The organism is Burkholderia sp. BCC0097 (genome assembly GCF_902832985.1).
Taxonomy (GTDB): Bacteria; Pseudomonadota; Gammaproteobacteria; order Burkholderiales; family Burkholderiaceae; genus Burkholderia; species Burkholderia orbicola.
In genome coordinates, this window is sequence record NZ_CADFDM010000001.1 from 836,980 (window position 1) to 857,860 (window position 20,881).

Annotated in this window: 19 protein-coding genes; 8 read left to right on the forward strand and 11 right to left on the reverse strand. The window is 66.9% G+C overall.

The features are described 5' to 3' along the window. Positions 1 to 99: 99 nt before the first annotated feature. Entirely contained in the window at positions 100 to 2,685 is a 2,586-nt protein-coding gene (acnB, locus tag HWX07_RS03715; RefSeq protein ID WP_175875218.1) for a bifunctional aconitate hydratase 2/2-methylisocitrate dehydratase, read from the reverse strand. A gap of 406 nt (positions 2,686 to 3,091) precedes the next feature. On the opposite strand from acnB, the gene HWX07_RS03720 reads away from it, so the two are divergent. Then, positions 3,092 to 3,856, forward strand: a complete 765-nt coding sequence (locus HWX07_RS03720) for a BPL-N domain-containing protein (RefSeq protein WP_175875219.1) — start codon at positions 3,092 to 3,094, stop codon at positions 3,854 to 3,856. A 22-nt stretch (positions 3,857 to 3,878) separates the two neighbouring features. Here the strand turns inward: HWX07_RS03720 and HWX07_RS03725 are convergent, their stop codons facing one another. The 3 genes from HWX07_RS03725 to HWX07_RS03735 all read right to left on the reverse strand — a co-directional run bounded on the left by HWX07_RS03725 (position 3,879) and on the right by HWX07_RS03735 (position 5,648). Then, a complete protein-coding gene (locus HWX07_RS03725; protein WP_124460524.1) occupies positions 3,879 to 4,352 on the reverse strand; it encodes a nuclear transport factor 2 family protein in 474 nt (157 codons plus the stop codon). Between the two features lie 139 nt (positions 4,353 to 4,491). Continuing rightward, entirely contained in the window at positions 4,492 to 4,740 is a 249-nt protein-coding gene (locus tag HWX07_RS03730) for a hypothetical protein (RefSeq protein WP_006478739.1), read from the reverse strand. Between the two features lie 473 nt (positions 4,741 to 5,213). Further along, the gene (locus HWX07_RS03735) at positions 5,214 to 5,648 is read right to left on the reverse strand and encodes a universal stress protein (protein ID WP_175875472.1); all 435 of its coding nucleotides are present in this window, start codon (positions 5,646 to 5,648) and stop codon (positions 5,214 to 5,216) included. A gap of 364 nt (positions 5,649 to 6,012) precedes the next feature. Here HWX07_RS03735 and HWX07_RS03740 point away from each other — a divergent pair, with 364 nt between their 5' ends. The 6 genes from HWX07_RS03740 (at position 6,013) to HWX07_RS03765 (ending at position 10,970) form a co-directional block, all read left to right on the forward strand. After that, positions 6,013 to 7,497 (forward strand): amidase, encoded by a 1,485-nt coding sequence (locus HWX07_RS03740; protein WP_175875220.1) that lies wholly within the window; start codon positions 6,013 to 6,015, stop codon positions 7,495 to 7,497. A 332-nt stretch (positions 7,498 to 7,829) separates the two neighbouring features. Continuing rightward, positions 7,830 to 8,516 carry a hypothetical protein gene (locus HWX07_RS03745; RefSeq protein WP_175875221.1) on the forward strand — a complete coding sequence of 229 codons (687 nt, stop codon included), beginning with the start codon at positions 7,830 to 7,832 and terminating at the stop codon, positions 8,514 to 8,516. 130 nt (positions 8,517 to 8,646) lie between these two features. Then, a complete protein-coding gene (locus tag HWX07_RS03750; RefSeq protein ID WP_175875222.1) occupies positions 8,647 to 9,477 on the forward strand; it encodes an arylamine N-acetyltransferase in 831 nt (276 codons plus the stop codon). 91 nt (positions 9,478 to 9,568) lie between these two features. Further along, the gene (locus HWX07_RS03755; protein ID WP_175875223.1) at positions 9,569 to 9,745 is read left to right on the forward strand and encodes a CopG family transcriptional regulator; all 177 of its coding nucleotides are present in this window, start codon (positions 9,569 to 9,571) and stop codon (positions 9,743 to 9,745) included. A 2-nt stretch (positions 9,746 to 9,747) separates the two neighbouring features. Beyond that, complete coding sequence (locus HWX07_RS03760; protein ID WP_175875224.1) at positions 9,748 to 10,098, forward strand: VOC family protein; 351 nt, start codon at positions 9,748 to 9,750, stop codon at positions 10,096 to 10,098. 8 nt (positions 10,099 to 10,106) lie between these two features. Beyond that, entirely contained in the window at positions 10,107 to 10,970 is an 864-nt protein-coding gene (locus HWX07_RS03765; RefSeq protein WP_175875225.1) for a class I SAM-dependent methyltransferase, read from the forward strand. Between the two features lie 22 nt (positions 10,971 to 10,992). Here HWX07_RS03765 and HWX07_RS03770 read toward each other — a convergent pair whose 3' ends face one another. The 6 genes from HWX07_RS03770 to HWX07_RS03795 form a co-directional block, all read right to left on the reverse strand. Continuing rightward, entirely contained in the window at positions 10,993 to 15,834 is a 4,842-nt protein-coding gene (locus tag HWX07_RS03770) for an NAD-glutamate dehydrogenase (RefSeq protein ID WP_175875226.1), read from the reverse strand. A 146-nt stretch (positions 15,835 to 15,980) separates the two neighbouring features. Then, entirely contained in the window at positions 15,981 to 16,202 is a 222-nt protein-coding gene (locus HWX07_RS03775) for a hypothetical protein (protein ID WP_175875227.1), read from the reverse strand. Positions 16,203 to 16,215: 13 nt separating this feature from the next. Beyond that, the gene (locus HWX07_RS03780; RefSeq protein ID WP_175875228.1) at positions 16,216 to 17,136 is read right to left on the reverse strand and encodes a hypothetical protein; all 921 of its coding nucleotides are present in this window, start codon (positions 17,134 to 17,136) and stop codon (positions 16,216 to 16,218) included. A 266-nt stretch (positions 17,137 to 17,402) separates the two neighbouring features. Then, positions 17,403 to 17,591 (reverse strand): 4-oxalocrotonate tautomerase, encoded by a 189-nt coding sequence (locus HWX07_RS03785; RefSeq protein WP_059783078.1) that lies wholly within the window; start codon positions 17,589 to 17,591, stop codon positions 17,403 to 17,405. A 70-nt stretch (positions 17,592 to 17,661) separates the two neighbouring features. After that, positions 17,662 to 18,435 (reverse strand): class II aldolase/adducin family protein, encoded by a 774-nt coding sequence (locus tag HWX07_RS03790; protein WP_175875229.1) that lies wholly within the window; start codon positions 18,433 to 18,435, stop codon positions 17,662 to 17,664. Continuing rightward, positions 18,413 to 19,303, reverse strand: a complete 891-nt coding sequence (locus tag HWX07_RS03795; protein ID WP_175875230.1) for an urea transporter — start codon at positions 19,301 to 19,303, stop codon at positions 18,413 to 18,415. The genes HWX07_RS03790 and HWX07_RS03795 overlap by 23 nt, the downstream gene beginning before the upstream one ends. A 124-nt stretch (positions 19,304 to 19,427) precedes the next feature. Here HWX07_RS03795 and HWX07_RS03800 point away from each other — a divergent pair, with 124 nt between their 5' ends. Further along, a complete protein-coding gene (locus HWX07_RS03800; protein WP_175875231.1) occupies positions 19,428 to 19,982 on the forward strand; it encodes a putative glycolipid-binding domain-containing protein in 555 nt (184 codons plus the stop codon). On the opposite strand, the gene HWX07_RS03805 is transcribed toward HWX07_RS03800, so the two are convergent. Continuing rightward, a complete protein-coding gene (locus HWX07_RS03805) occupies positions 19,943 to 20,881 on the reverse strand; it encodes an alpha/beta fold hydrolase (protein ID WP_175875232.1) in 939 nt (312 codons plus the stop codon). The genes HWX07_RS03800 and HWX07_RS03805 overlap by 40 nt on opposite strands.

Below are 20,881 nucleotides of genomic sequence, written 5' to 3' on the forward strand. Positions count from 1 at the left end.
CGTTTCCACCCTGCATAAAAAAAGCGCCGCGGCCATTCGGCCCGCGGCGCCTTTCGGTGCGCTGCGACGTCGACCACCCGCCGCAGTCCGACTGCGTGCTTACACCTGCACGGTGTCGGCCACTTCCTTGAAGTCCTCGATCTGGTCGAAGTTCATGTACTGGTAGATCTTGTCGCCGTTCGCGGTGAGCACGCCCATGTCGGCCATGTACTCTTCCTTGGTCGGGATCTTGCCCAGACGCGAGCAGATCGCGGCCAGTTCCGCCGAGCCGAGGTACACGTTCGTGTTCTTGCCCAGTCGGTTCGGGAAGTTGCGGGTCGACGTCGACATGACGGTCGCGCCTTCGCGCACCTGTGCCTGGTTGCCCATGCACAGCGAGCAGCCCGGCATTTCGGTCCGTGCGCCGGCCGTGCCGAACACGCCGTAGTGCCCTTCTTCCGTCAGTTGCTTCTGGTCCATCTTGGTCGGCGGCGCGACCCACAGCTTGACCGGAATGTCGCGCTTGCCTTCGAGCAGCTTCGACGCGGCACGGAAGTGGCCGATGTTGGTCATGCACGAGCCGATGAACACTTCGTCGATCTTCGCACCGGCGACGTCGGACAGCGTCTTCACGTCGTCCGGGTCGTTCGGGCAGGCGACGATCGGCTCGTGGATGTCGGCGAGGTCGATCTCGATGACGGCCGCGTATTCGGCGTCGGCATCCGGCGACAACAGTTGCGGGTCGGCCAGCCACTGTTCCATCGCCGCGATGCGGCGTTGCAGGCTGCGCGGGTCCTGGTAGCCCTGCGCGATCATCCACTTGAGCAGCGTGACGTTGCTGTTCAGGTACTCGATGATCGGTTCCTTGTTCAGGTGCACCGTGCAACCGGCAGCCGAACGCTCGGCGGACGCATCCGACAGCTCGAACGCTTGCTCGATCTTCAGGTCCGGCAGGCCTTCGATTTCGAGAATGCGGCCCGAGAAGATGTTCTTCTTGCCCTGCTTGGCGACCGTCAGCATGCCTTGCTTGATCGCGTACAGCGGGATCGCGTTGACGAGGTCACGCAGCGTGACGCCCGGCTGCATCTTGCCCTTGAAGCGGACCAGCACCGATTCCGGCATGTCCAGCGGCATCGTGCCGGTGGCGGCCGCGAACGCGACCAGGCCCGAGCCTGCCGGGAAGCTGATGCCGATCGGGAAGCGCGTGTGCGAATCGCCGCCGGTGCCGACGGTGTCGGGCAGCAGCATGCGGTTCAGCCACGAGTGGATCACGCCGTCGCCCGGGCGCAGCGCGATGCCGCCACGCGTGCTGATGAAGTTCGGCAGCGTCTGGTGCGTCTTCACGTCGACCGGCTTCGGATACGCGGCGGTGTGGCAGAACGACTGCATCACGAGGTCGGCCGAGAAGCCGAGGCACGCGAGATCCTTCAGTTCGTCACGGGTCATCGGGCCCGTGGTGTCCTGCGAGCCGACCGAGGTCATCTTCGGTTCGCAGTACGTGCCCGGGCGCACGCCCTGGCCTTCCGGCAGACCGCACGCGCGGCCGACCATCTTCTGCGCGAGCGAGAAACCCTTGCCGCTATCGGCCGGCTGGTGCGGCAGGCGGAACAGCGTCGACGGCGCGAGGCCGAGCGCTTCACGCGCCTTCGCGGTCAGGCCGCGGCCGATGATCAGCGGAATGCGGCCGCCGGCGCGCACTTCGTCGAACAGCACGTCGGACTTCACCTGGAATTCGGCGATGACCTTGCCGTCCTTCAGCGCCTTGCCTTCGTACGGGCGCAGTTCGACCACGTCGCCCATGTTCATCTGCGACACGTCGAGCTCGATCGGCAGCGCGCCGGCGTCTTCCATCGTGTTGTAGAAGATCGGGGCGATCTTGCCGCCGAGGCACACGCCGCCGAAGCGCTTGTTCGGGACGAACGGGATGTCTTCGCCGGTGAACCACAGCACCGAGTTGGTGGCCGACTTGCGCGAGGAGCCGGTGCCGACCACGTCGCCGACGTAGGCGACCAGATGACCCTTTTCCTTCAGCGATTCGATGAACTTGACCGGGCCGCGCTTGCCGTCTTCTTCCGGCGTGATGCCCGGGCGCGCGTTCTTCAGCATCGCCAGCGCGTGCATCGGGATGTCGGGGCGGGTGGTGGCGTCCGGTGCCGGCGACAGGTCGTCGGTGTTGGTTTCGCCCGTGACCTTGAACACGGTGATGGTCAGGCTTTCCGGCACTTCCGGACGGCTCGTGAACCATTCGGCATCGGCCCAGCTCTGCAGCACGGCCTTCGCGTGCGCGTTGCCCTTGTCGGCGAGTTCCTTCACGTCATGGAACTGGTCGAACATCAGCAGGGTTTTCTTCAGCGCGTCGGCGGCGACGGCCGCGACGGCTTCGTCGGACAGCAGCTCGATCAGCGGCTGGATGTTGTAGCCGCCGAGCATCGTGCCGAGGAGTTCGGTCGCGCGTTCGCGCGAGATCAGCGGGCAGGCGGTCTCGCCTTTCGCGACGGCGGCCAGGAAGCCGGCCTTCACGCGGGCGGCTTCGTCGACGCCGGCGGGCACGCGATGGGTGATCAGGTCGAGCAGCGTCTGCTCTTCGCCGGCCGGCGGGTTCGTCAGCAATTCGACCAGTTCGGCGGTTTGCTGAGCCGTCAGCGGCAGGGGAGGAATACCGAGCGCGGCGCGGGCGGCCACGTGAGCACGAAAGTTTTCAAGCATGGGGAGACCTGCTGATATTGCGTTGGAGGGGAAGGCCTTGCCGGCACTCCGGGGCGATTCCAGGCACTGCTTTGAGCGGGATTCTAATCTCAATGAGGTGGAACGTCAAATGTCTTATGTCTTATATAAGACTTGGTGACGCGAAAGACGGGAGGCGCGGCTCCATGGCGGAGCGGGCCTTGCCGGGCGGGGTCCGGCGGGTGGATGCAGGGTGTCGGTTCAGGTCGTCGGTGTCGCACATATCTGCACAAGCCCGCAGGAAACGGTACACACGACGCGCATTCGGGCGGCTACGCTTCTGTCACGCAGCTTGCAATCGGGTTCCGGAACGGGAGGCGGAAACAGGCGCGCGCCTGTCGATCCGGCTCGAGCGGCAGCGATTCCCTTGACTTCGGCGATCCACGACATGCGCTCCAGAGACGCGATTTTCCTGATGGCGGCGCTCGTCGCGTCGCCGGTCGTTCACGCGGCCACGACCGGCGACGCAGCGCGCGACGCGGCCAGCCGGCCGGTCGCGCTGGTCTATCGCGGCCCTGCCGCGTGCGACGGGTGCCCCGAAACCATCGCCGCCCGCCTGCGGGAGTCGGACTACCGGTTCCGGGTGATCTACGTGGGGCCGGCGGAACCGCTCAAGATCACGCCCGCGGCGCTGGCCGGTGCGGCGCTCTATGTGCAGCCGGGCGGCGGGCAGGACATTCCGGGCGCGGCGGCCGGCATCGGCCGACATGCGATCAGGGCCGTGCGCCAGTACGTCGCCAACGGCGGCCGATACCTGGGGCTCTGCATGGGCGCGTACCTGGCCGGCGCGCAGGGTTTCGGGCTGGTTGCCGGCGATATCGACTCCGAGGTCGACCGGCCGGGTTCGACGCTGCACGGCATCGCCGACACGGTGACGCCGGTCGTCTGGCGCGGGAAAAAGCGCTGGATCTACTATCAGGACGGCGCGAGGCTGCCGGTCGCGCCGCTCGGCTCCGGCGGGATCGTGCTGGCGATCTACCCGAACAAGGACATCGCGGCCGCCACGTACCGCTACGGCAAGGGGCGCGTCGGCCTTGCCGGCCCGCATCCCGAAGCCGATGAAAGCTGGTATCGCCAGAACGGCCTGACGAACCCGGACGGCGTGGCGCCGGACATGGCCTACGACCTGATCAACGCGACGATGAAGCCGTAGCGAAGCGGCCGCGGCGCGCGGCTTATTTTCGTTTGGCCCGATATGCGTCGAGATTTTTCCGTGCCTGCGCGCGGATCGCGCGCTGCATGAAAGGCGTCCAGCCGAGCAGCGCGCCCTTCATCCCGAGCGCCTGACGCGCCCAGCGCCACAGGTCGAAATGGTCGCGATGCTCGACGATGCGTCCATCGCGAAACCGGAAGCGGGCGTCGATCCGGTTGACCACCCTCCGTCCGGTCGCGGCGAACCGGTATTGCGCGCTCCACTTCGCGCGCCCGGCCTGATCGTCCGCGGCGACTTCGCCGAACGTCAGCGAGAACTCCTGGGCCCGCGCGACCAGCATTCGCCACATGTCGCGCGCGAGTTCGCCGCGCAGTTCGCCGAACGCCGGATCGCTGAACACGATGTCGTCGGCATAGCACGCGAGCATCGCGTCGATGTCGCGCTGCTGGAAGGCCGTGTAGAAGCGCTGGATCAACTCGGTGTTCGAATGGGTCATGTCGGGCGTAACGGGCAGGGAGGGCGGACGGTGACGTCCGTCGAAATGTCGATCGGGGCAGTGGCGGCGGGCAGCACGAACCGGCGCCCGCGCCCGCGACTTCGGGCGTGGCGGGCTCGCCGCCGGATGATGATACGCGTCAGCGCGCCGCCATCGCGACGTCCTGATTGCCGCGGCCCGTCACCAGGCAGCCCGACATGAAGGCCTCGCTCTGGCTGCCGGCGGCGGCTTCGCCGAAGCCGCGACCGAGCGCGTCGGCCTTCACCTGCGCGGCGCCTTGCTCGCACGCGAGCGGGCTGGCGTCGCGGCCCTGCGCGTGCAGGATCGCGCGATCGCCGATGAGATACGCCAGCAGGGCAAAAACAGCGATATGGACGGCTCGTCTCATGGTTCGTCTCCTCGTCGCTCAAGCGTAACGCGGACACGTCCGACGAAGCACTTGGGGCTTCCCCCGGTAAACGTCTGCTGAAAGCGGTGGGGGCAGGGCGATCCCGTCCTGTTTTTCCCCGCCGCCCGACGGACGGGCAATGCGCGGGAGTTTGACGAATGTCAGGGTGCGGGCGGGCGGCGGCGGCCGCGCGACCGTTCAAGGCGATAGCATGAATGCATGATTTGACGGAGCGTGATGCGGGATCAACGCATCGGGTCCGGCAAGCACGCAGGTGTTGAATATCGCTGTCTAAATAGTGAGGAATCCAAATGTTGAACGTCTCTTCCGTGCTGATCAGTCTTGCCCCGATGTGGGCCATCCTGCTGCTGGCGTCTTCGGCGGCCGCCTATTTCGTGTTCTGGCGCAAGGTCATCGACTAAGCGCCGCGCGACAGCGTGCGCACGATGCGCACGCGCGACCTGCCGCACCCGTTATTGCACCGCCGTCACCGGCACGTTCGAAATCCGCACCAGCCGGGCCATCACGCTGCGCCGGAACACCGCCATCAACGTGTGCAGCGGATCATGCCGCGGCGCGACCACCACGATTTCGTCGCACCCGGTCTCGGCTGCCACGGCCGCGATCGTGTCGGCCACCGGGCCGACCTTCATCACGACGGTGTATTTGACACCGGCCTCCTTCAGAATCCGTTCCGCCATCGCCAGATCACCGGATGCGAATTTTTCTTCGATCGCACGCAACCGCGACAGCGGGTGCCAGGCCTCGAGCCGCGTCGATTCGAGCGGCGCCTGTACGTTGATCAGTACGACCTCCGATGCGCAGCGCTCGCGATACAGAAACGTCGCATGGCGAACCGCCTGAAGCGAGCGCGGCGAATGACCGACCGGAACCAGCAGCTTGAGCATGGACGATGAACCCCGAAACGAAGTGCTTCCAGCGTAGCGGGCGGCCGCGCGAAACGATCTAAAGAGATCGGCTGGCCGCATAAAAATGTCGTCAACATGCGCGGTCCGGTGGCGCACCGATTAAAAATATAAAAAATTTAAGTTTATGCGCATAAACGATTTCATCCGTCGCTGCTGGCCTGGGCACTTCGGCCTGGGACGCCCGGATTTAGTCGGAACCTCAATGAATCGCGGCGGAAAATATCGGAGGTCGAGGACCCGGCGTCACGTAGAGTAGAGCATCGGCCGCGGCGCGGCGGCCTCCCGGCGGGCAGGGGAGCGAGCGCCAGCAAGCGGCCCGCCATTCCGACTCCAGGAGACCCGCATGCCGCACGGCGCCCCGCAGTTTCTCGCTCCCGCTTCCATTTCCGTCGATCCGATCGTGCGCCTGTCGGCCGGCGAACTCGCGTCGGCGATCCGCACCAAGGCGGTTTCGTGCGTCGAGACGATGCGTTCATATCTCGATCACATCGAGCGCGTGAACGGCGCGATCAACGCGATCGTCGCGCTGCGCGACCGCGATGCGCTGCTGGCGGAAGCCGCGGAAAAGGACGCGGAGCTGGCGCGCGGCGAGTACCGCGGCTGGCTGCACGGGATGCCGCAGGCGCCGAAGGATCTGGCGATGACCAAGGGGCTGCGCACGACCTACGGCTCGCCGATCTTCCGCGAGAACGTGCCGCAGGCCGATTCCGTCGGCGTCGCACGGATGCGCGCCGCCGGCGCGATCTTCATCGGCAAGACCAATACACCCGAGTTCGGGCTCGGTTCGCACACGTTCAACGAGGTCTACGGCGCGACGCGCAACCCGTACGACCTGACGAAGAGCGCGGGCGGCAGCAGCGGCGGCACGGCGGCGGCGCTCGCGTCGCGGATGCTGCCGGTGGCGGACGGCAGCGATTTCGGCGGGTCGCTGCGCAATCCGGCCGCGTTCTGCAACATCGTCGGCTTCCGTCCGTCGCAGGGCCGCGTGCCGCGCTGGCCGGGCGTCGACGTGTTCGTGCAGCAACTCGGCATCGAAGGGCCGATGGGCCGCACCGTCGGCGACGTCGCGCAACTGCTCGCGATCCAGGCCGGCTACGACCGCCACGATCCGCTGTCGCTTGCGGAAGATCCGGCGGTGTTCGCGCAGCCGCTCGACGCGGACCTGCGTGGCAAGCGCATCGCGTGGGTCGGCGACTGGAACGGCTATCTTGCGACCGAGGCCGGCGTGCTCGCGCAGTGCGAGCACGGTCTGGCGACGCTGCGCGAGACCGGCTGCGACGTCGATGCCGCGCTGCCGCCGTTCGCGCCCGACCGGATCTGGCGTTTGTGGCTCACGCACCGGCACCTGCTGTCGGGCGGCGGGCTGCTCGCGCACTATCGCGACCCGGCGCGCCGCGCGCTGCTGAAGCCCGAGGCGATCTACGAGGTCGAAGGGCTGCTCGCGCTGCAGGGCGCGGCCGTGTTCGATGCGAGCGTCGAACGGACTGCATGGCATCAGGCGGTATTGAGCTTCTTCGACCGTTACGACTTCATCGCGGCGCCGACCGCGCAGGTGTTCCCGTTCGACGTCGAGCAGCGCTGGCCGAAGGAGATCGCGGGCCGCGCGATGGACACGTACCACCGCTGGATGGAAACGGTCGTGCCGTGGACGCTGGCCGGCTGCCCGGTGATCAACGTGCCGGTCGGCTTCAACGACGCAGGGTTGCCGATGGGGATCCAACTGATCGGGCGCCCGCGCGCCGATCTCGCCGTGCTGCAGCTCGCGCACGGTTACGAGCAGGCGGCCGACTGGGTGGCGCGGCGCGTGCCGGCATGGATGGCGGCGTGATGCCGCGGCCGGCAGGCGGTTGTAACCGGTAGCCGGGTGACGGGTGACGAAACGGGCGGTGGCGAGCTGCCCGTTTCGCTCTGCATCGTTCGACCCGAGGTTCGCCGGCCAAGCCGGGCCGGCATCCATTGATGCAACCCGGGAAAGAATCGCGATCCGTGCCCGACGTCGAGCGGCAAACGTGCGCGAATCCGCGCGGCGGGGCCTGCCGCTCGACGAATTGCAAGTAGCGGCGCGACCTGATTTCGTTTCGATGTGTTTCAGTCGTTGCGGCGGCGCGCGACGCGCTTCGACAATATCGCGTCAATACAATTCGGGCACGAGGGAAACACATGAAGCACATTCGCGCGACGGGCCGGCATCTGGCCTCGGCAGGCATCGCGTTCGGCATCCTGGTGAGCGGTGCCGCGCATGCGCAGCTCGACTTGCAGTCGATCGGCGCGTCGCTGCTCGGCGGCGGGCAGCAGCAGGCGGCGCCTGCGCAGGGCGGTGTCGCGCAGTTGCTGCAGGCCTATGTCGGTGCGAACCAGCAGGTGCTGAACGGCCAGTCGTCGCTCGCGTCGGCGATGGGGCTGACCGGGGCCGCCGGGCAGGCGCAACAGGCCGCGAGCCAGTTGTCCGGCGGCGATGCGCTGTCGCCGGCCACGCTGTCGCAGATGGGCGGCGCGCAGCAATCGGTGTCGCAGGCGCTCGGTCAGGCGTTCGCGAGCGGCGGCGCCACGCACGGCCCGATCGACAAGCAGGCGTTCAGCAACGGCCTCGCGTCGCTCGGCCAGGGGCTCACGCAGTATTCGCAGCTGCAGTCCGGGCTCGGCAGTCTCGGCTCGACGAGCGCCGCGTCGCTGCTGCAATCGGGCCTGAATCCGCAGAGCATGCAGGCCGCGTCGTATATCGCGCAAAGCGCGCCGGGCCAGTTGCAGTCGCTTGCCGCGACGCTCGGCCAGGCCGTACAGTTCGCGACGAGCCAGGGCATTTCGGTGCCGCCGGTGGCGTCGTCCGCGCTGAAGCTGCTGCCGTAACGTAGTGCGGATGCCGGTGCGAGTGCGATGCGCGGCCGGCATCGCGCACGCCGGCACGAACGATAGGCCCGCACAACATGGGGATTTCGCGCGATGCTATCGTGGCGTGTTCCCTTATCGGTGCCGGTTCATGACTGACTCGTTCGACCTCTCGCGCTATTTCTCCCGCATCGGCTACGACGGCCCGGCCGAGCCGACGCTCGACGTGCTGCGCCGGCTGCATCTGCTGCACCCGCAGGCGATTCCGTTCGAAAACCTCAATCCGCTGACCGGCGCGCGCGTCGCGCTCGACCTGCCCGCGCTCGTCGACAAGGTGATCGAGCGCCGCCGTGGCGGCTACTGCTTCGAACTCAACAAGCTGTTCTACACCGCGCTCACGACGATCGGTTTTCGCGTGACGCCGCTGATCGCGCGCGTGCGCTGGATGCGGCCGCCCGAGATCGTCACCGCGCAGACGCACATGCTGCTGCGCATCGACCTCGATGGCGCGGCGTGGCTCGCGGACATCGGCTTCGGCAGCGCGACGCTGACCGCGCCGCTGCGCTTCGTGCCGGGCGAGCGGCAACTGACGCCGCACGGCGCGTTTCGCGTGATCGACGCGCCGGTGGACGGCGAATTCGACATGCAGTTCGAGATCCCCGACGGCTGGCAGACGACCTACCGCTTCTCGCTGAAGCCGGCCGAATGGATCGATTACGACGCCGCGAACTGGTTCACGTCGACGTATCCCGAATCGATCTTCGTGAACGACCTGATCGCGTGCCGCGTGCTGCCGGACGGCCGCGCGGCGCTGCTCAACACCGTGCTGACGCTGCGCGACGCGGCGGGGGCCGGGCGCACGGTCACGTTCGACAACGCAGCCGACTGGGCCGCGTGCCTGCGCGACACGATCGGCATCGATACGGCGGGATTCGATCTCGACGCGCTGTTCGAGCGGCTCGCGGCGCGCGCCGCGAAGTAACGCGGACGCACGACCTCCGACGGCGGCGCCCGCACCCATGCCGCCATCGTTCTCGATTGACTTTTGCTAGATTGCTAGCATACTAGTACCCATGACCGACGAAGAAGTGAAGCAATTCAACGTGTACCTGCCGCTCGGCCTGATCCGGCAGGTCAAGCATCGCGCCATCGAGACGGAGCAATCGCTGTCCGCGCTGGTGGCCGACGCGTTGCGCGCGTATCTGGCCGCGCCGCCGCCCGGCGCGGGACCGTCCCATCAGGAGGAGTGAGCATGTCATCCGAACGAATCGAAGCCGTGTATCTGACCACCCACAACTGGGGCAAGTCGGCGAAGTTCTTTCAGGCGCTGGGCTTCAAGCTGGAATTCGAAACCGATCACCACTCGGGCCAGTTGCGCAGCGGCGACGGTCCGTTCCTGTTCATCGCGGAAGTGCCGCCGAGCGAAACGCCCGACATGCAGGTCGTACTCAAGGTGGCCGACGAGCAGGCGGTGCAGCCCCAGCCGATCGTCGACGTCGTCACGCCGTTCGAGGGCACGCACTGGGGCACGCGCGACATGACCGTGCGCGATCCGGACGGCCGCGTGTGGCGTTTGCAGGCGCCGGGCAAGCAGGGCGCATGAGGTCGGACATGACGGAGATCCGCGAAGACGACGCGCCCGACGGTACGGCCGCGCGCGTCGCGCTGTGGCGCGCGTTGCACGTCGAGCTCGACGCACCGCCGCATGTGCTCACGGACGAAATCGGGCTGCAATTGCTCGCGCCCGAACCCGGCTGGCAGCAGCGCGGCGACATGGACCCGCAGTTTACGCGGCCGTTTCGCGCGTCGATCGTCGCGCGGGCGCGCTTCATCGAGGATCTCGTGATCGAGCAGGCCGCGCGCGGCGTGCGCCAGTACGTGATCCTGGGCGCGGGGCTCGACAGCTTCGTGCAGCGCCGGCCGGAGATGGCATCGTTCGTGACCGTGTTCGAAGTCGACCAGCCGGCGCCGCAGCGCTGGAAACAACGCCGCCTGGTCGAACTCGGCTACGGCGTGCCCGACTGGCTGCGCTTCGTGCCGGTCGATTTCGAGGCGAAGCAGTCGTGGCGCGACGCGCTCGTCGGTGCGGGCTTCGATGCCGGCCAGCCGGCGGTCGTGGTGTCCACCGGCGTCAGCATGTACCTGACACGCGAAGCGAATGCGGCCGCGCTGCGCGAAGTCGCGTCGCTCGCGCCGGGTTCGACGTTCGCGATGACGTTCCTGCTGCCGCTGGAGAACGCGGATCCGGACGTGCGCCCGGGGCTGGAAATGGCCGCGAAGGGCGCGCGGGCGAGCGGCACGCCGTTCATCAGCTTCTTCATGCCGGACCAGATCCGGGCGCTCGCTCGGGAGGCAGGTTTTGCGAAGGCCGAACACGTGTCGGCCGCCGAGCTGACGCGCCGTTATTTCGCCGATCGCACGGACGGCCTGCGGCCGCCGAACCACGCGGAAGAGCTGCTGGTCGCGACGGTCTGAGCCGTCGCGACAGTCTTGCTCGTCACGCCCGTTCGAGCACGGCCATTTCCCGCACGACCACGAGCAGCACCGCGAGGCTCGCGCCGCCGGAGGCGCGCAGATCCGCGAGCAGGTGCTCGTAGCGCGCGAGCGCGGCCTCGCGGCGCGCGCGCCATGCGCCGACGATCGTGTCCGCCGTGGTCGAATCCGGTGATTCCGCGAGCGCGCTGGTCGCGAGCGTGCGCTTGAGCCGCGCGACTTCCGCGAGTGCGGCGGCGCGCGCGAGCATGTCCCAGTGCGTCGGCGTCGGCAGGTTCGCCGCGCGTTCGCCGATCCATCCGTAATTGAGCAGCGTGCCGAGCGAGAAATACACGCCGGCGACGAGTTCGAGGCTGCGATTGCAGGTCGCCGCCACTTCGGCGATGTCGAGCAGAGCGGCTGAAATGTCGCCGCTTGCGACGCGTACCGCGAGCGCGCTGTCGACGCCGGCGTCGACCAGCACGCGCTGCCGCTCGGACAGCGCTTCCAGATCGTCGGCCGGCAGCAGCGACGGCAGTTGCGGCGCGATTCGCTGCACCGCGTCGCGGCAACGCGCGATCAATCCGGCGACGCCGCCGTCGGCCACCGCCCCCGACTGCAGATGCCGCAGGAACCACAGTGCCGCGCGCTCCAGCAGCCGCGCGACGTCGACGAACATGCGCGCCTGCACGTCGTCTGCGACGCGGTTGTCGAGCGCGTCGATGTCGCGCCACACCGCATCGAGGTCGAACACGTCGCGCGCCATGATGCAGGCGCGCACGATGTCGCCCGGCTTCGCGTCGGTTTCCTCCATCAGCCGGTGCACGAATGCGCAGCCGACGCGGTTCACGAGCGCGTTGGTCAGGTGCGTCGCGAGAATCTCGCGGCGCAGCGGATGGCGGCGCATCGGCTCGCTGAAGCGCTGTTGCAGCGGCTTCGGGAAGTAGTCGACGAGCATCGCGGCCACCAGCGGGTCCTCGGGCACGTCGGATTCGAGCAGCGCGTCGTAGAGCCACATCTTGCTGTACGCGAGCAGCACCGCGCGCTCCGGCGACGTGAGGCCGAGCTTCGCGGCCTGCCGCTCGGCGACTTCGTCGTCGGTCGGCAGGAATTCGATCACGCGGTTCAGGCGGCCCGCGCGTTCGAGCCAGCGCATCAGCCGCGCCTCGGCGTCGAGCAGCTCGACCGCGTAGCGGCCCGCGATCGACAGCGCCTGCGTCTGGTAGTAGTTGTCGCGCAGCACGAGCAGGCCGACTTCGTCGGTCATTTCCGCGAGCAGCGCGTTGCGCTGCTTCTCGGTCATTTCGCCGTCGGACACGACGAGCCCGAGCAGGATCTTGATGTTGACTTCGTGATCCGAACAATCGACGCCGGCCGAATTGTCGATCGCATCGGTGTTGATGCGGCCGCCGCGCTGCGCGAACTCTATGCGGCCGAACTGCGTGCAGCCGAGATTGCCGCCTTCACCGACGACCTTGCAGCGCAGGTCCGCGCCATTCACGCGCACCGCGTCGTTCGCGCGGTCGCCGACCTGCGCGTGGGTTTCGCGCGCCGCCTTCACGTAGGTGCCGATGCCGCCGTTGTACAGCAGGTCGACCGGCGCCTGCAGGATCGCGCGGATCAGCTCGGTCGGCGGCAGCGCGTGCGCGTCGATGCCGAGCGCGGCCTGCACCGCCGGCGACAGCGGGATCGTCTTCGCGGTGCGCGGATACACGCCGCCGCCCGGTGAAATCACCGACGTATCGTAGTCGGCCCAGCTCGAGCGCTCGAGCGCGAACATACGCTGGCGCTCCGCGAAGCTCGTCGCCGGGTCGGGGTTCGGGTCGAGGAACACGTGCCGGTGATCGAACGCGGCGACGAGCCGGATATGCGGCGACAGCAGCATCCCGTTGCCGAACACGTCGCCGGACATGTCGCCGACGCCGACCACGGTGAAGTCGGTGGCCTGCGTGTCGATGCCCATCTCGCGGAAGTGCCGCTTCACCGATTCCCATGCACCGCGCGCGGTGATCGCCATCTTCTTGTGGTCGTAGCCGACCGAGCCGCCGGACGCGAACGCGTCGTCGAGCCAGAAGCCGTATTCGTGCGAGATCGCGTTCGCGTAGTCGGAGAAGGTGGCCGTGCCCTTGTCGGCGGCGACGACAAGATACGGATCGTCGGGGTCGTGGCGCACCACGTCGGGCGGCGGCACGATCGCGTTGCCGGCGAGGTTGTCAGTGAGGTCGAGCAGCCCGCGCAGGAACGTCTGGTAGCACGCGATGCCTTCGCGCATCCACGCTTCGCGATCGCTCTGCGGCGGCGGGTTCTTCACGACGAAGCCGCCTTTCGAGCCGACCGGCACGATCACGACGTTCTTCACCATCTGCGCCTTCATCAGCCCGAGCACCTCGGTGCGGAAATCCTCGCGGCGATCCGACCAGCGCAGGCCGCCGCGCGCGACGCGCCCGCCGCGCAGGTGCACGCCTTCGACGCGCGGCGAATACACCCAGATCTCGAACATCGGCTTCGGCTCGGGCAGGCCGGGCACCTTCGCCGGGTTGAACTTGAACGACAGGTACGGCTTCGATTCGCCGTTCGCGTCGGCGAGGAAGTAGTTCGTGCGCTCGGTCGCGTTGATCACGCCAAGGAACTGGCGCAGGATGCGATCCTCGTCGAGGTTCGGCACCTGGTCGAGCGCGCCTTCGATCGCCTTCAGCAGCCGTTCGGCCCGCACGTCGCGCGTGTCGCCGATGCGCGGATCGAAGCGCAACAGGAACAGCTCGACGAGTTGCCGCGCGATCGCCGGATTGCCGGTCAGCGCGCGTTCGATATATGCGTCGCTGAAGGTCGAGCCGACCTGCCGCAGATATTTCGCATACGCGCGCAGGATCGTCACTTCGCGTGCGCTCAGGTGGGCGCGCAGCACGAGGCGGTTGAAGTCGTCGTTCTCGATCCGGCCGCTCCAGATCCGGTCGAACGCATCCTCGAACAGCCCCTTCACGCGCTCGATGTCGAATTCGGTATCGTCGGCGAGCTCGAGGCCGAAATCGTGTACCCACGCATGCGCGGCATCCTGCGTCTGGATCCGGTACGGCCGCTCCTCGTCGACGCGCACGCCGAGATGTTCCAGCATCGGCAGGCTGCGCGACAGCGCGATCGGGTCGCCCGCGCGATACACCTTGAAGCGGAACGCGCGCGGCTCGGCCTCGATCGGCCGGTACAGGTTCATCGCGAGCTGGTTCGAGTCCTTCACGCGCTCGATCAGCTCGATGTCGCGCACGGCCGTGCGCGCTGGATAGTCGTCGCGATAGCCTGCCGGGAATGAATCGGCATAGCGCTGCAACAACCGGTTGCCTTGCTCTTCGCCGAATGCGTCGAGCAGCGCGTCGGCGAGATCGTCCTGCCAGCGGCGTGTGACCTGCACGAGCCGCGTTTCGAGTTCGCGCGTGTCGACGTCGGGCATCGTGCCCGGCTCCGCATGCACGACGAAGTGAATGCGCGCGAGCGCCGATTCCGACAGCAGCGGCGTGAATTCGACGTTCACGCCGTTGTACGCGTCGACCAGCAGTTTCGCGATGCGGCGTCGCAGGTCGGTGTTGTACTTGTCGCGCGGCACGAACACGAGGCACGACACGAAGCGGTCGAACCGGTCGCGTCGCACGAACAGCCGCGTGCGCTGGTGTTCCTGCAGGCGCAGGATGCCGAGTGCGATGTCGTAGAGCTGGTCTTCGTCGGCCTGGAACAGTTCGTCGCGCGGATAGGTTTCGAGCACCGTCACGAGCGACTTGCCGAGATGCCCTTTCGGCAAAAAGCCCGCGCGCCGCACGATGTTCGCGCACTTGCGGCGCACGATCGGAATCTCGGTGTACGAACCGAAATAGGCAGTCGACGTGTAGAGCCCGATGAAGCGGCGCTCGCCGCTGACCTTGCCGTCAGCGCCGACGAGTTTCACGCCGACGTAGTCGAGGTAGCCGGGCCGGTGCACCGTCGCGCGCGAATTCGCCTTGGTCACGAAGATCGGCCATTGGCCGGTGATGATGTCGGCGGCGGCCGGCGGCAGCGGCGTCACGTCGGGCGCGTCGGACGTGCGCAGCGATTCGCGCAGGATGCCGAAGCCCGAGCCCTCGATGCCGCGCAGGCCGAAGCCCGTGCCGTCCGATACGAGCGCGTAGTCGCGCTGGCCGAGGAACGTGAAGTGATCGGCGGCCATCCATTCGAGGAACGCGCGCGCCTCGATGTCTTCCGCGGTCGCTTCGCGCGCCTTCATCTCCTTGATCGTCGCGCGGGCGATGTCGACGATCCTCGGCCAGTCCTCGACCGACGCGCGTACGTCGCCGAGCACGCGCGCGATGTCCCCGCGCAGCGTGTCGAGCAATGCGGCGTCGCCGCAGCGGTCGACTTCGAAATGGATGAACGACGCGAGTTGCGACGGGCCGTCGCCTGAGGTCGCGCCGCCCGCGTCGACGCGCTCGATGCCGCCGCCGGCGCCGCGCCAGATGCGGAACACCGGATGCAGCGCCGAATGCAGCGCGAGCCCGAGACGGTTGATGGCCATCGTCACCGAGTCGACCAGGAACGGCATGTCGTCGTTGACGATCTCGATCACCGTGTGGTCGGAATGCCAGCCGTGCTGTTCGACGATCGGGTTGTACACGCGCAGGCGTTCGCTGCCGGGCACGAATTTCTGGGCGGTCTGCCAGTGCGCCATCGCGGCGCCGTACAGGTCGGCGATGCCGCGGTTCTGCAGATCGTCCGCATCGACGAAATCGTAGTAGTGACGCAGGAAGGGTTCGACGATCCGGAACGTGGCTTCGGGCAGGCGAGCGCGCGCGAATTCGACGACGTCGGAGAGCAGGTGTGCGACGACTTCCTCGTTCTTCGCTTCCATGGCGGTCTCCGTCGGGTGGCCATTGGCTGCTGCGTCTGTCCGGCATTATGCGCCGATTGCGTGACAAAGCGATGTGCGGGTGCACAAGGGCGGTGGGTGTGAGGCGGACATCTGCAGCGCCCGTAGCCGGACGCTGCAGATGTGGGTCAAGTCAACTCCGGCGGCTTCAGGTCGGGATGTCGCATGTAGAGCGGGTTCATGAAGTCGACTAGCATCGTGTTCAATAGCGAGGAAACGAAGTCGCGATAGGCGACGAATTCTGAATCCGGGCACGACGCCTTGACTGGCAGCAGAGAGCGATCGAGATCGGCCCCCATTTGTAGGATCATATCGTTCAGGGCATGCGCGACTTGCTTGTCCGTGATCATGGGATTCACCTTGTTAGCATCCGGCTAGTGCGTTGCAACTGTTGACGCAGTTCCAGAATTTGAAACCGAAGTTGCCGGTCGGTAGGGTCATTGCAGAACACTTCGCGCGGCACATCTCCCTCCATTGTGCGCAGGAGGTGTTTCTGGGCTGGGGCTTCATGCCCGGAGCGTTGTCGGTAGTCGGAGGCGCGACGAAAATGAAGTTCGTCGATTCTCGCTTCGTCGTATAGATAACGGTGAGATCTTCCGAAAACAACAGCACCGCATCAAATTCATGACCGAACCTCGGGGCACAGGATGACGTTGTTGGCGATAGCGTCAGATTCAATCCATCTTCCGGACCGCCGGATTTGATTTTCCCGGTCAGCCTGCATTGACCGATATCGACGGTTGCATCGACAAGGTTTTTTTCGATACGAAACTTGACAGGGGTGTCAGAGATTGTCGCCAGCCAGCTCCCCGCACGGACCCCGCCGCGAGTTTTGGTTTTGGAGTGGTATGGTTTGGCAACGAAGCTGGTGGTTTCGCCGCTACTGCTCAGCATGACGCCGATTGATCGACTACTCGTCTCTTGAATTCCAACCGTAACGTTGGATGAAGTCGACGTCCCCGGAACGTGGTCGACGCCATTTGATCCATCGCGTCGATCGTATACGATGTATCCAGAAATGTTCTCTTTGTTTCCGTATACAACTAGAAAGCGGTTGTCGGAGGCCTTGATGATTTTGTACGCCGTTCCATTCTCATTGGCTTCCCATGTTTCGAGAGGAGTGGTGGAGCGGTGATCTTGCTTCGTGTCGGACGTCGTGGATACGGATTTGCAGGCGCCGGGATTCGCGAAGGAAATCAACGAAAAAAGCAGGGCGGCAGAGTAACCTTGGAGTGTTCTGATTTTCACGGTGTCTACTTGCAGTAATGAGTTGAGTGTCGGCATGAATTTGCGTGCCGGAGTTCATTGCTGGCGATGACACCGATGAAGGTGAGTGGCTGGCTATTGTGATAAATGCGATTCTTCTTGGTGAACGAATTGAAAATAGTTGTTAAGTAAAATGCAGTGATGAAATTGTCTGCGTGATGATAAAAATAGTAGTTGCCGATGTTGATGTCAATGACAATATATTGGGATAACTAACAAATGTGAGCGCCTGAGAGCGAGGTGCCGCGTCCTCGTGGTGCGGACGCAGGCCTTTTACGCGGTGCTCAGCCCTCGTCGCTCCACAGCTTGCCGGCGGTCGCCCAGTTTTCCTTCTTCACGTCGGTGAGGATGATGTCGACCGAGCCGGGCGTGCAGCCGAGCGTTTCGCACGTAACGCGTGTGATTGCTTCGACGAATGCGCGCTTCTGCTCGACGGTGCGGCCTTCGAACAGCTGGATATTGAAAGTCGGCATGGGATAAGGCTCCGCTTGGAATGGATTGAACGATTGACGGTGAACGATTCGGTCGGGTGCGGAGGCAACGTCAGTCGCGATACGACGGATCGATCCGGTCGAGCCGCCGCAGCAGCGCCGGCCATTCCAGTTTGCCTTCGATCCCGCCGCCGTCGCGCAGTTGTTCCGCGGTGCGCTCGGCGATGGCCGGCTCCGGCAGCACGAGCGGCCCGCCGCCGGCTTGCGCGCGCACCTGGATGTCGCACGCCTTGATCAGCGTATCCATCAGCACGTAGGCTTCGGCGACGGTCCGGCCGACGGTCAGCGTGCCGTGGTTGCGCAGCAGCATCGCGGATTGCGCGCCGAGGTTCGCGGTCAGCCGCGCGCCCTCGGCCGGCGAGAACGCGAGCGCTTCGTAGTCGTGGTACGCGAGGTCGCCATGAAAGCGCAGCGCATGCTGCGACGCCGGCAGCAGCCCATCGCGCTGGATCGACACGGCGATGCCGGCCGTATTGTGCAGGTGCATCACGCAGACGGCGTCGGCGCGCGCGGCGTGCACGGCGGCATGCAGCGCGAAGCCGGTCACGTTGACCGCGTGCTCGCTGGCGCCGATCCGGTTGCCGGCCAGGTCGATCTTCACGAGATTCGACGCGCGAACCTCGTCGAACGTGAGGCCGAACGGGTTGATCAGGAAGTGGCCGGGTTCGCCCGGCACGGTCGCGGACAAATGCGTGTAGATCAGGTCGTCCCAGCCATTCAGCGCGACGAGCCGGTACGCGGCCGCGAGGTCGACCCGCAGCTTGCGTTCGGCGTCCGAAATCGGGCCGCCGGGCTTCACGGAATCAGGACGGTGTGCGAATGACATCGGGTTCTCCGAGGGTGAGGCGGCGCGCGACGGCTACGGTTGCCCACGACGCGAGCGCGAACGGGGCCGTGAACATGGGGATGCCCGCACACATCGCGAGCCACTGGAGCAGCGCGGCGAGGGCGGCGGCCGCGAGCGCCGCACGCGGGCCGCGCGGCATCAGCGCGAGCGCGGCGAGTGCGCCGTTGAAGCCGAGCAGGCCGTCGGCGAATGCGTCGCCGTTCGCACCGAGTGCGACCAGCAGCACGGTCGATACGAGCGCACCGCCAAGCGCGAACACGGCCGCGCGGCGCGACCCGACGGCGAGGCCGGCGACGACCAGCGTGCCGGCCCACGCGCCGTGCGCGAAGGTGGTTTGAGCGACGCCCGACAACAGCGCGGCGGCCGCGGAATCGAACGTCAGCATCGGGCCGGCGCTCGCGCCGTCCGCATGCTGCAATGCGACAAACGGCAGCCACAGCGCGGTGACGGCCAGGCACGGACTCGAATACGGGCACTGACGCCAGCGGGCGAGCGGCTTGCGCATAGCGCGTTGCACGAGCGCCGCGCCGATCGCGACCAGCGGCACCAGCGCGACGGCGGCGAGCGGATGGGGCGCGAACAGCACGGCGATCAGCGCGGCCAGCGCGCCGTTGAAGCCGTGCAGCCCCTGTTCGACGTCGCGGCGTTCGGCGCCCGTCAGCACGGCCGTCATGCTGGCGGCGGCCGAGCCGACCAGCGCCGCGCACGCGAGCCGCAGGTCGGTCAGCGCCAGCGCGACGAGCAGCAGCGCGCCGGTGAGCGCATTCGCCTGCAGCACGACCTGCCCGATGCCGCGCAGCAGGATGCGCAGGTCGATCGACGGCGAGGCGGGGCGGGCGGTAGGCATGATGGCAGCGGAACAGGATGAGCCGCGAGCATAGGACACTCCGCGATGCACCGGAATAGGGAATTCTGGATAGTCAGGATTTGTGCGACGATGCTCCGCAGTGCGAAAACCGGGAGGCGGAAAGATGCGTGAGGTGCGGTGGGCGTCGCTCGAAGGCGACGGGGTCGAACATCTGACGTTCGACCGCAGTAGCGGCGCAATCGTCGTCGAAAGCGCCGTGGTCGGCCAGCGGTATGGCCGCGCGTACGGACTCGCGTACCGGGTCGAGTGCGATCCGCAGTGGCGCGTGACCTACGCGGTGCTGAAGGTGATGGGCGGCGGCACGCTCGAACTGCACGGCGACGGGGCCGGGCACTGGCGCGACGGTTCAGGCCATGCGTTGCCGGAACTGGACGGCTGCATCGACATCGACATCGCCGCGACGCCGTTTACGAATTCGCTGCCGATCGGCCGCCTCGGGCTCGCGCGCGGCGAGCGGCGGCCGATCGACGTCGCGTACATCTCGACGCCGGATCTGACGGTCACGCCGGTCAAGCAGGCGTACGCGTGCATCGAACCGGGCCGCCGTTACCGCTACGAAGGCATCTTCCGGAATTTCACCGCGGAGATGGACATCGACGACGACGGGCTCGTGATCGACTACGAAACGCTGTTCAAGCGCCTGCCGCCGCTGCGCTGAACTGCGGCCCCCGTTTGCGCGGCTGGCGCCGCCGCCGGTACTGCCGCGACCGCGGGCCGTTCATGCGCGGACGCGAAGCGGTCGATCCGCGACGCGATCAGGTCCGGATGGCGCAGCACGATCCAGTGCGTGCCGTCGATTTCCTCGCGCACGTGCTCGCCGAGCCAGCGGTCGAGGTCGACCGACATTTCGGGCGTCACGTAGCGGTCGCGCACCGGAACGAGGATCTGCACCGGCGCCTGCGCGTACCGCTCACGCGGCTTGCGAGCCCGCGCGAGAAAGTTCGCGCGGTACATCTGCATCCCGTTCAACGCATTCTTCAGTTGCACGGGATCGCGCTCGGCGCGCACGCGTTCGGTGAGCTGCAGCCAGTGCGGCCACAGCGCGGCGCCGCCGAGCCGCCACACCAGCGACGGCACGACCGGCAAATGGAAGAACCCGATGTACCACGACTTCAGGCTCTGCTTGAGCCGCAGCTTCGCGCGGAACACGTGATCGAGACACGGGCCCGAGATCGACGTGTACGACGCGATGCGGCCGCGCAACGCCGGGTCGGTCACGGCCTCCCAGCACTGGATCGAGCCCCAGTCGTGGCCGACGAGGTGAAACGGCCGGCCGCCGCAGGTCGCGTCGGCCACCGCCCGCAGGTCGCCGGCGAGCCGCTCGAGCGTGTAGTCGGCGCGGCGGCGCGGCGCATCGGATGCACCGGCGCCGCGCACGTCGTACGCGATCACGCGGTAGCGCTTCGCGAGCCGCGCGCGGATTGGCGCCCACACGGCCGCCGAGTCGGGATAGCCGTGCACGAGGATCAGCGGCGGCGCGCGGCGCGACCCACTGGCGTAGACGGCGAGTTTCACGTCGCCGGACTGGACGGTCAGCATCTCGTGAGCGCGCGCCAT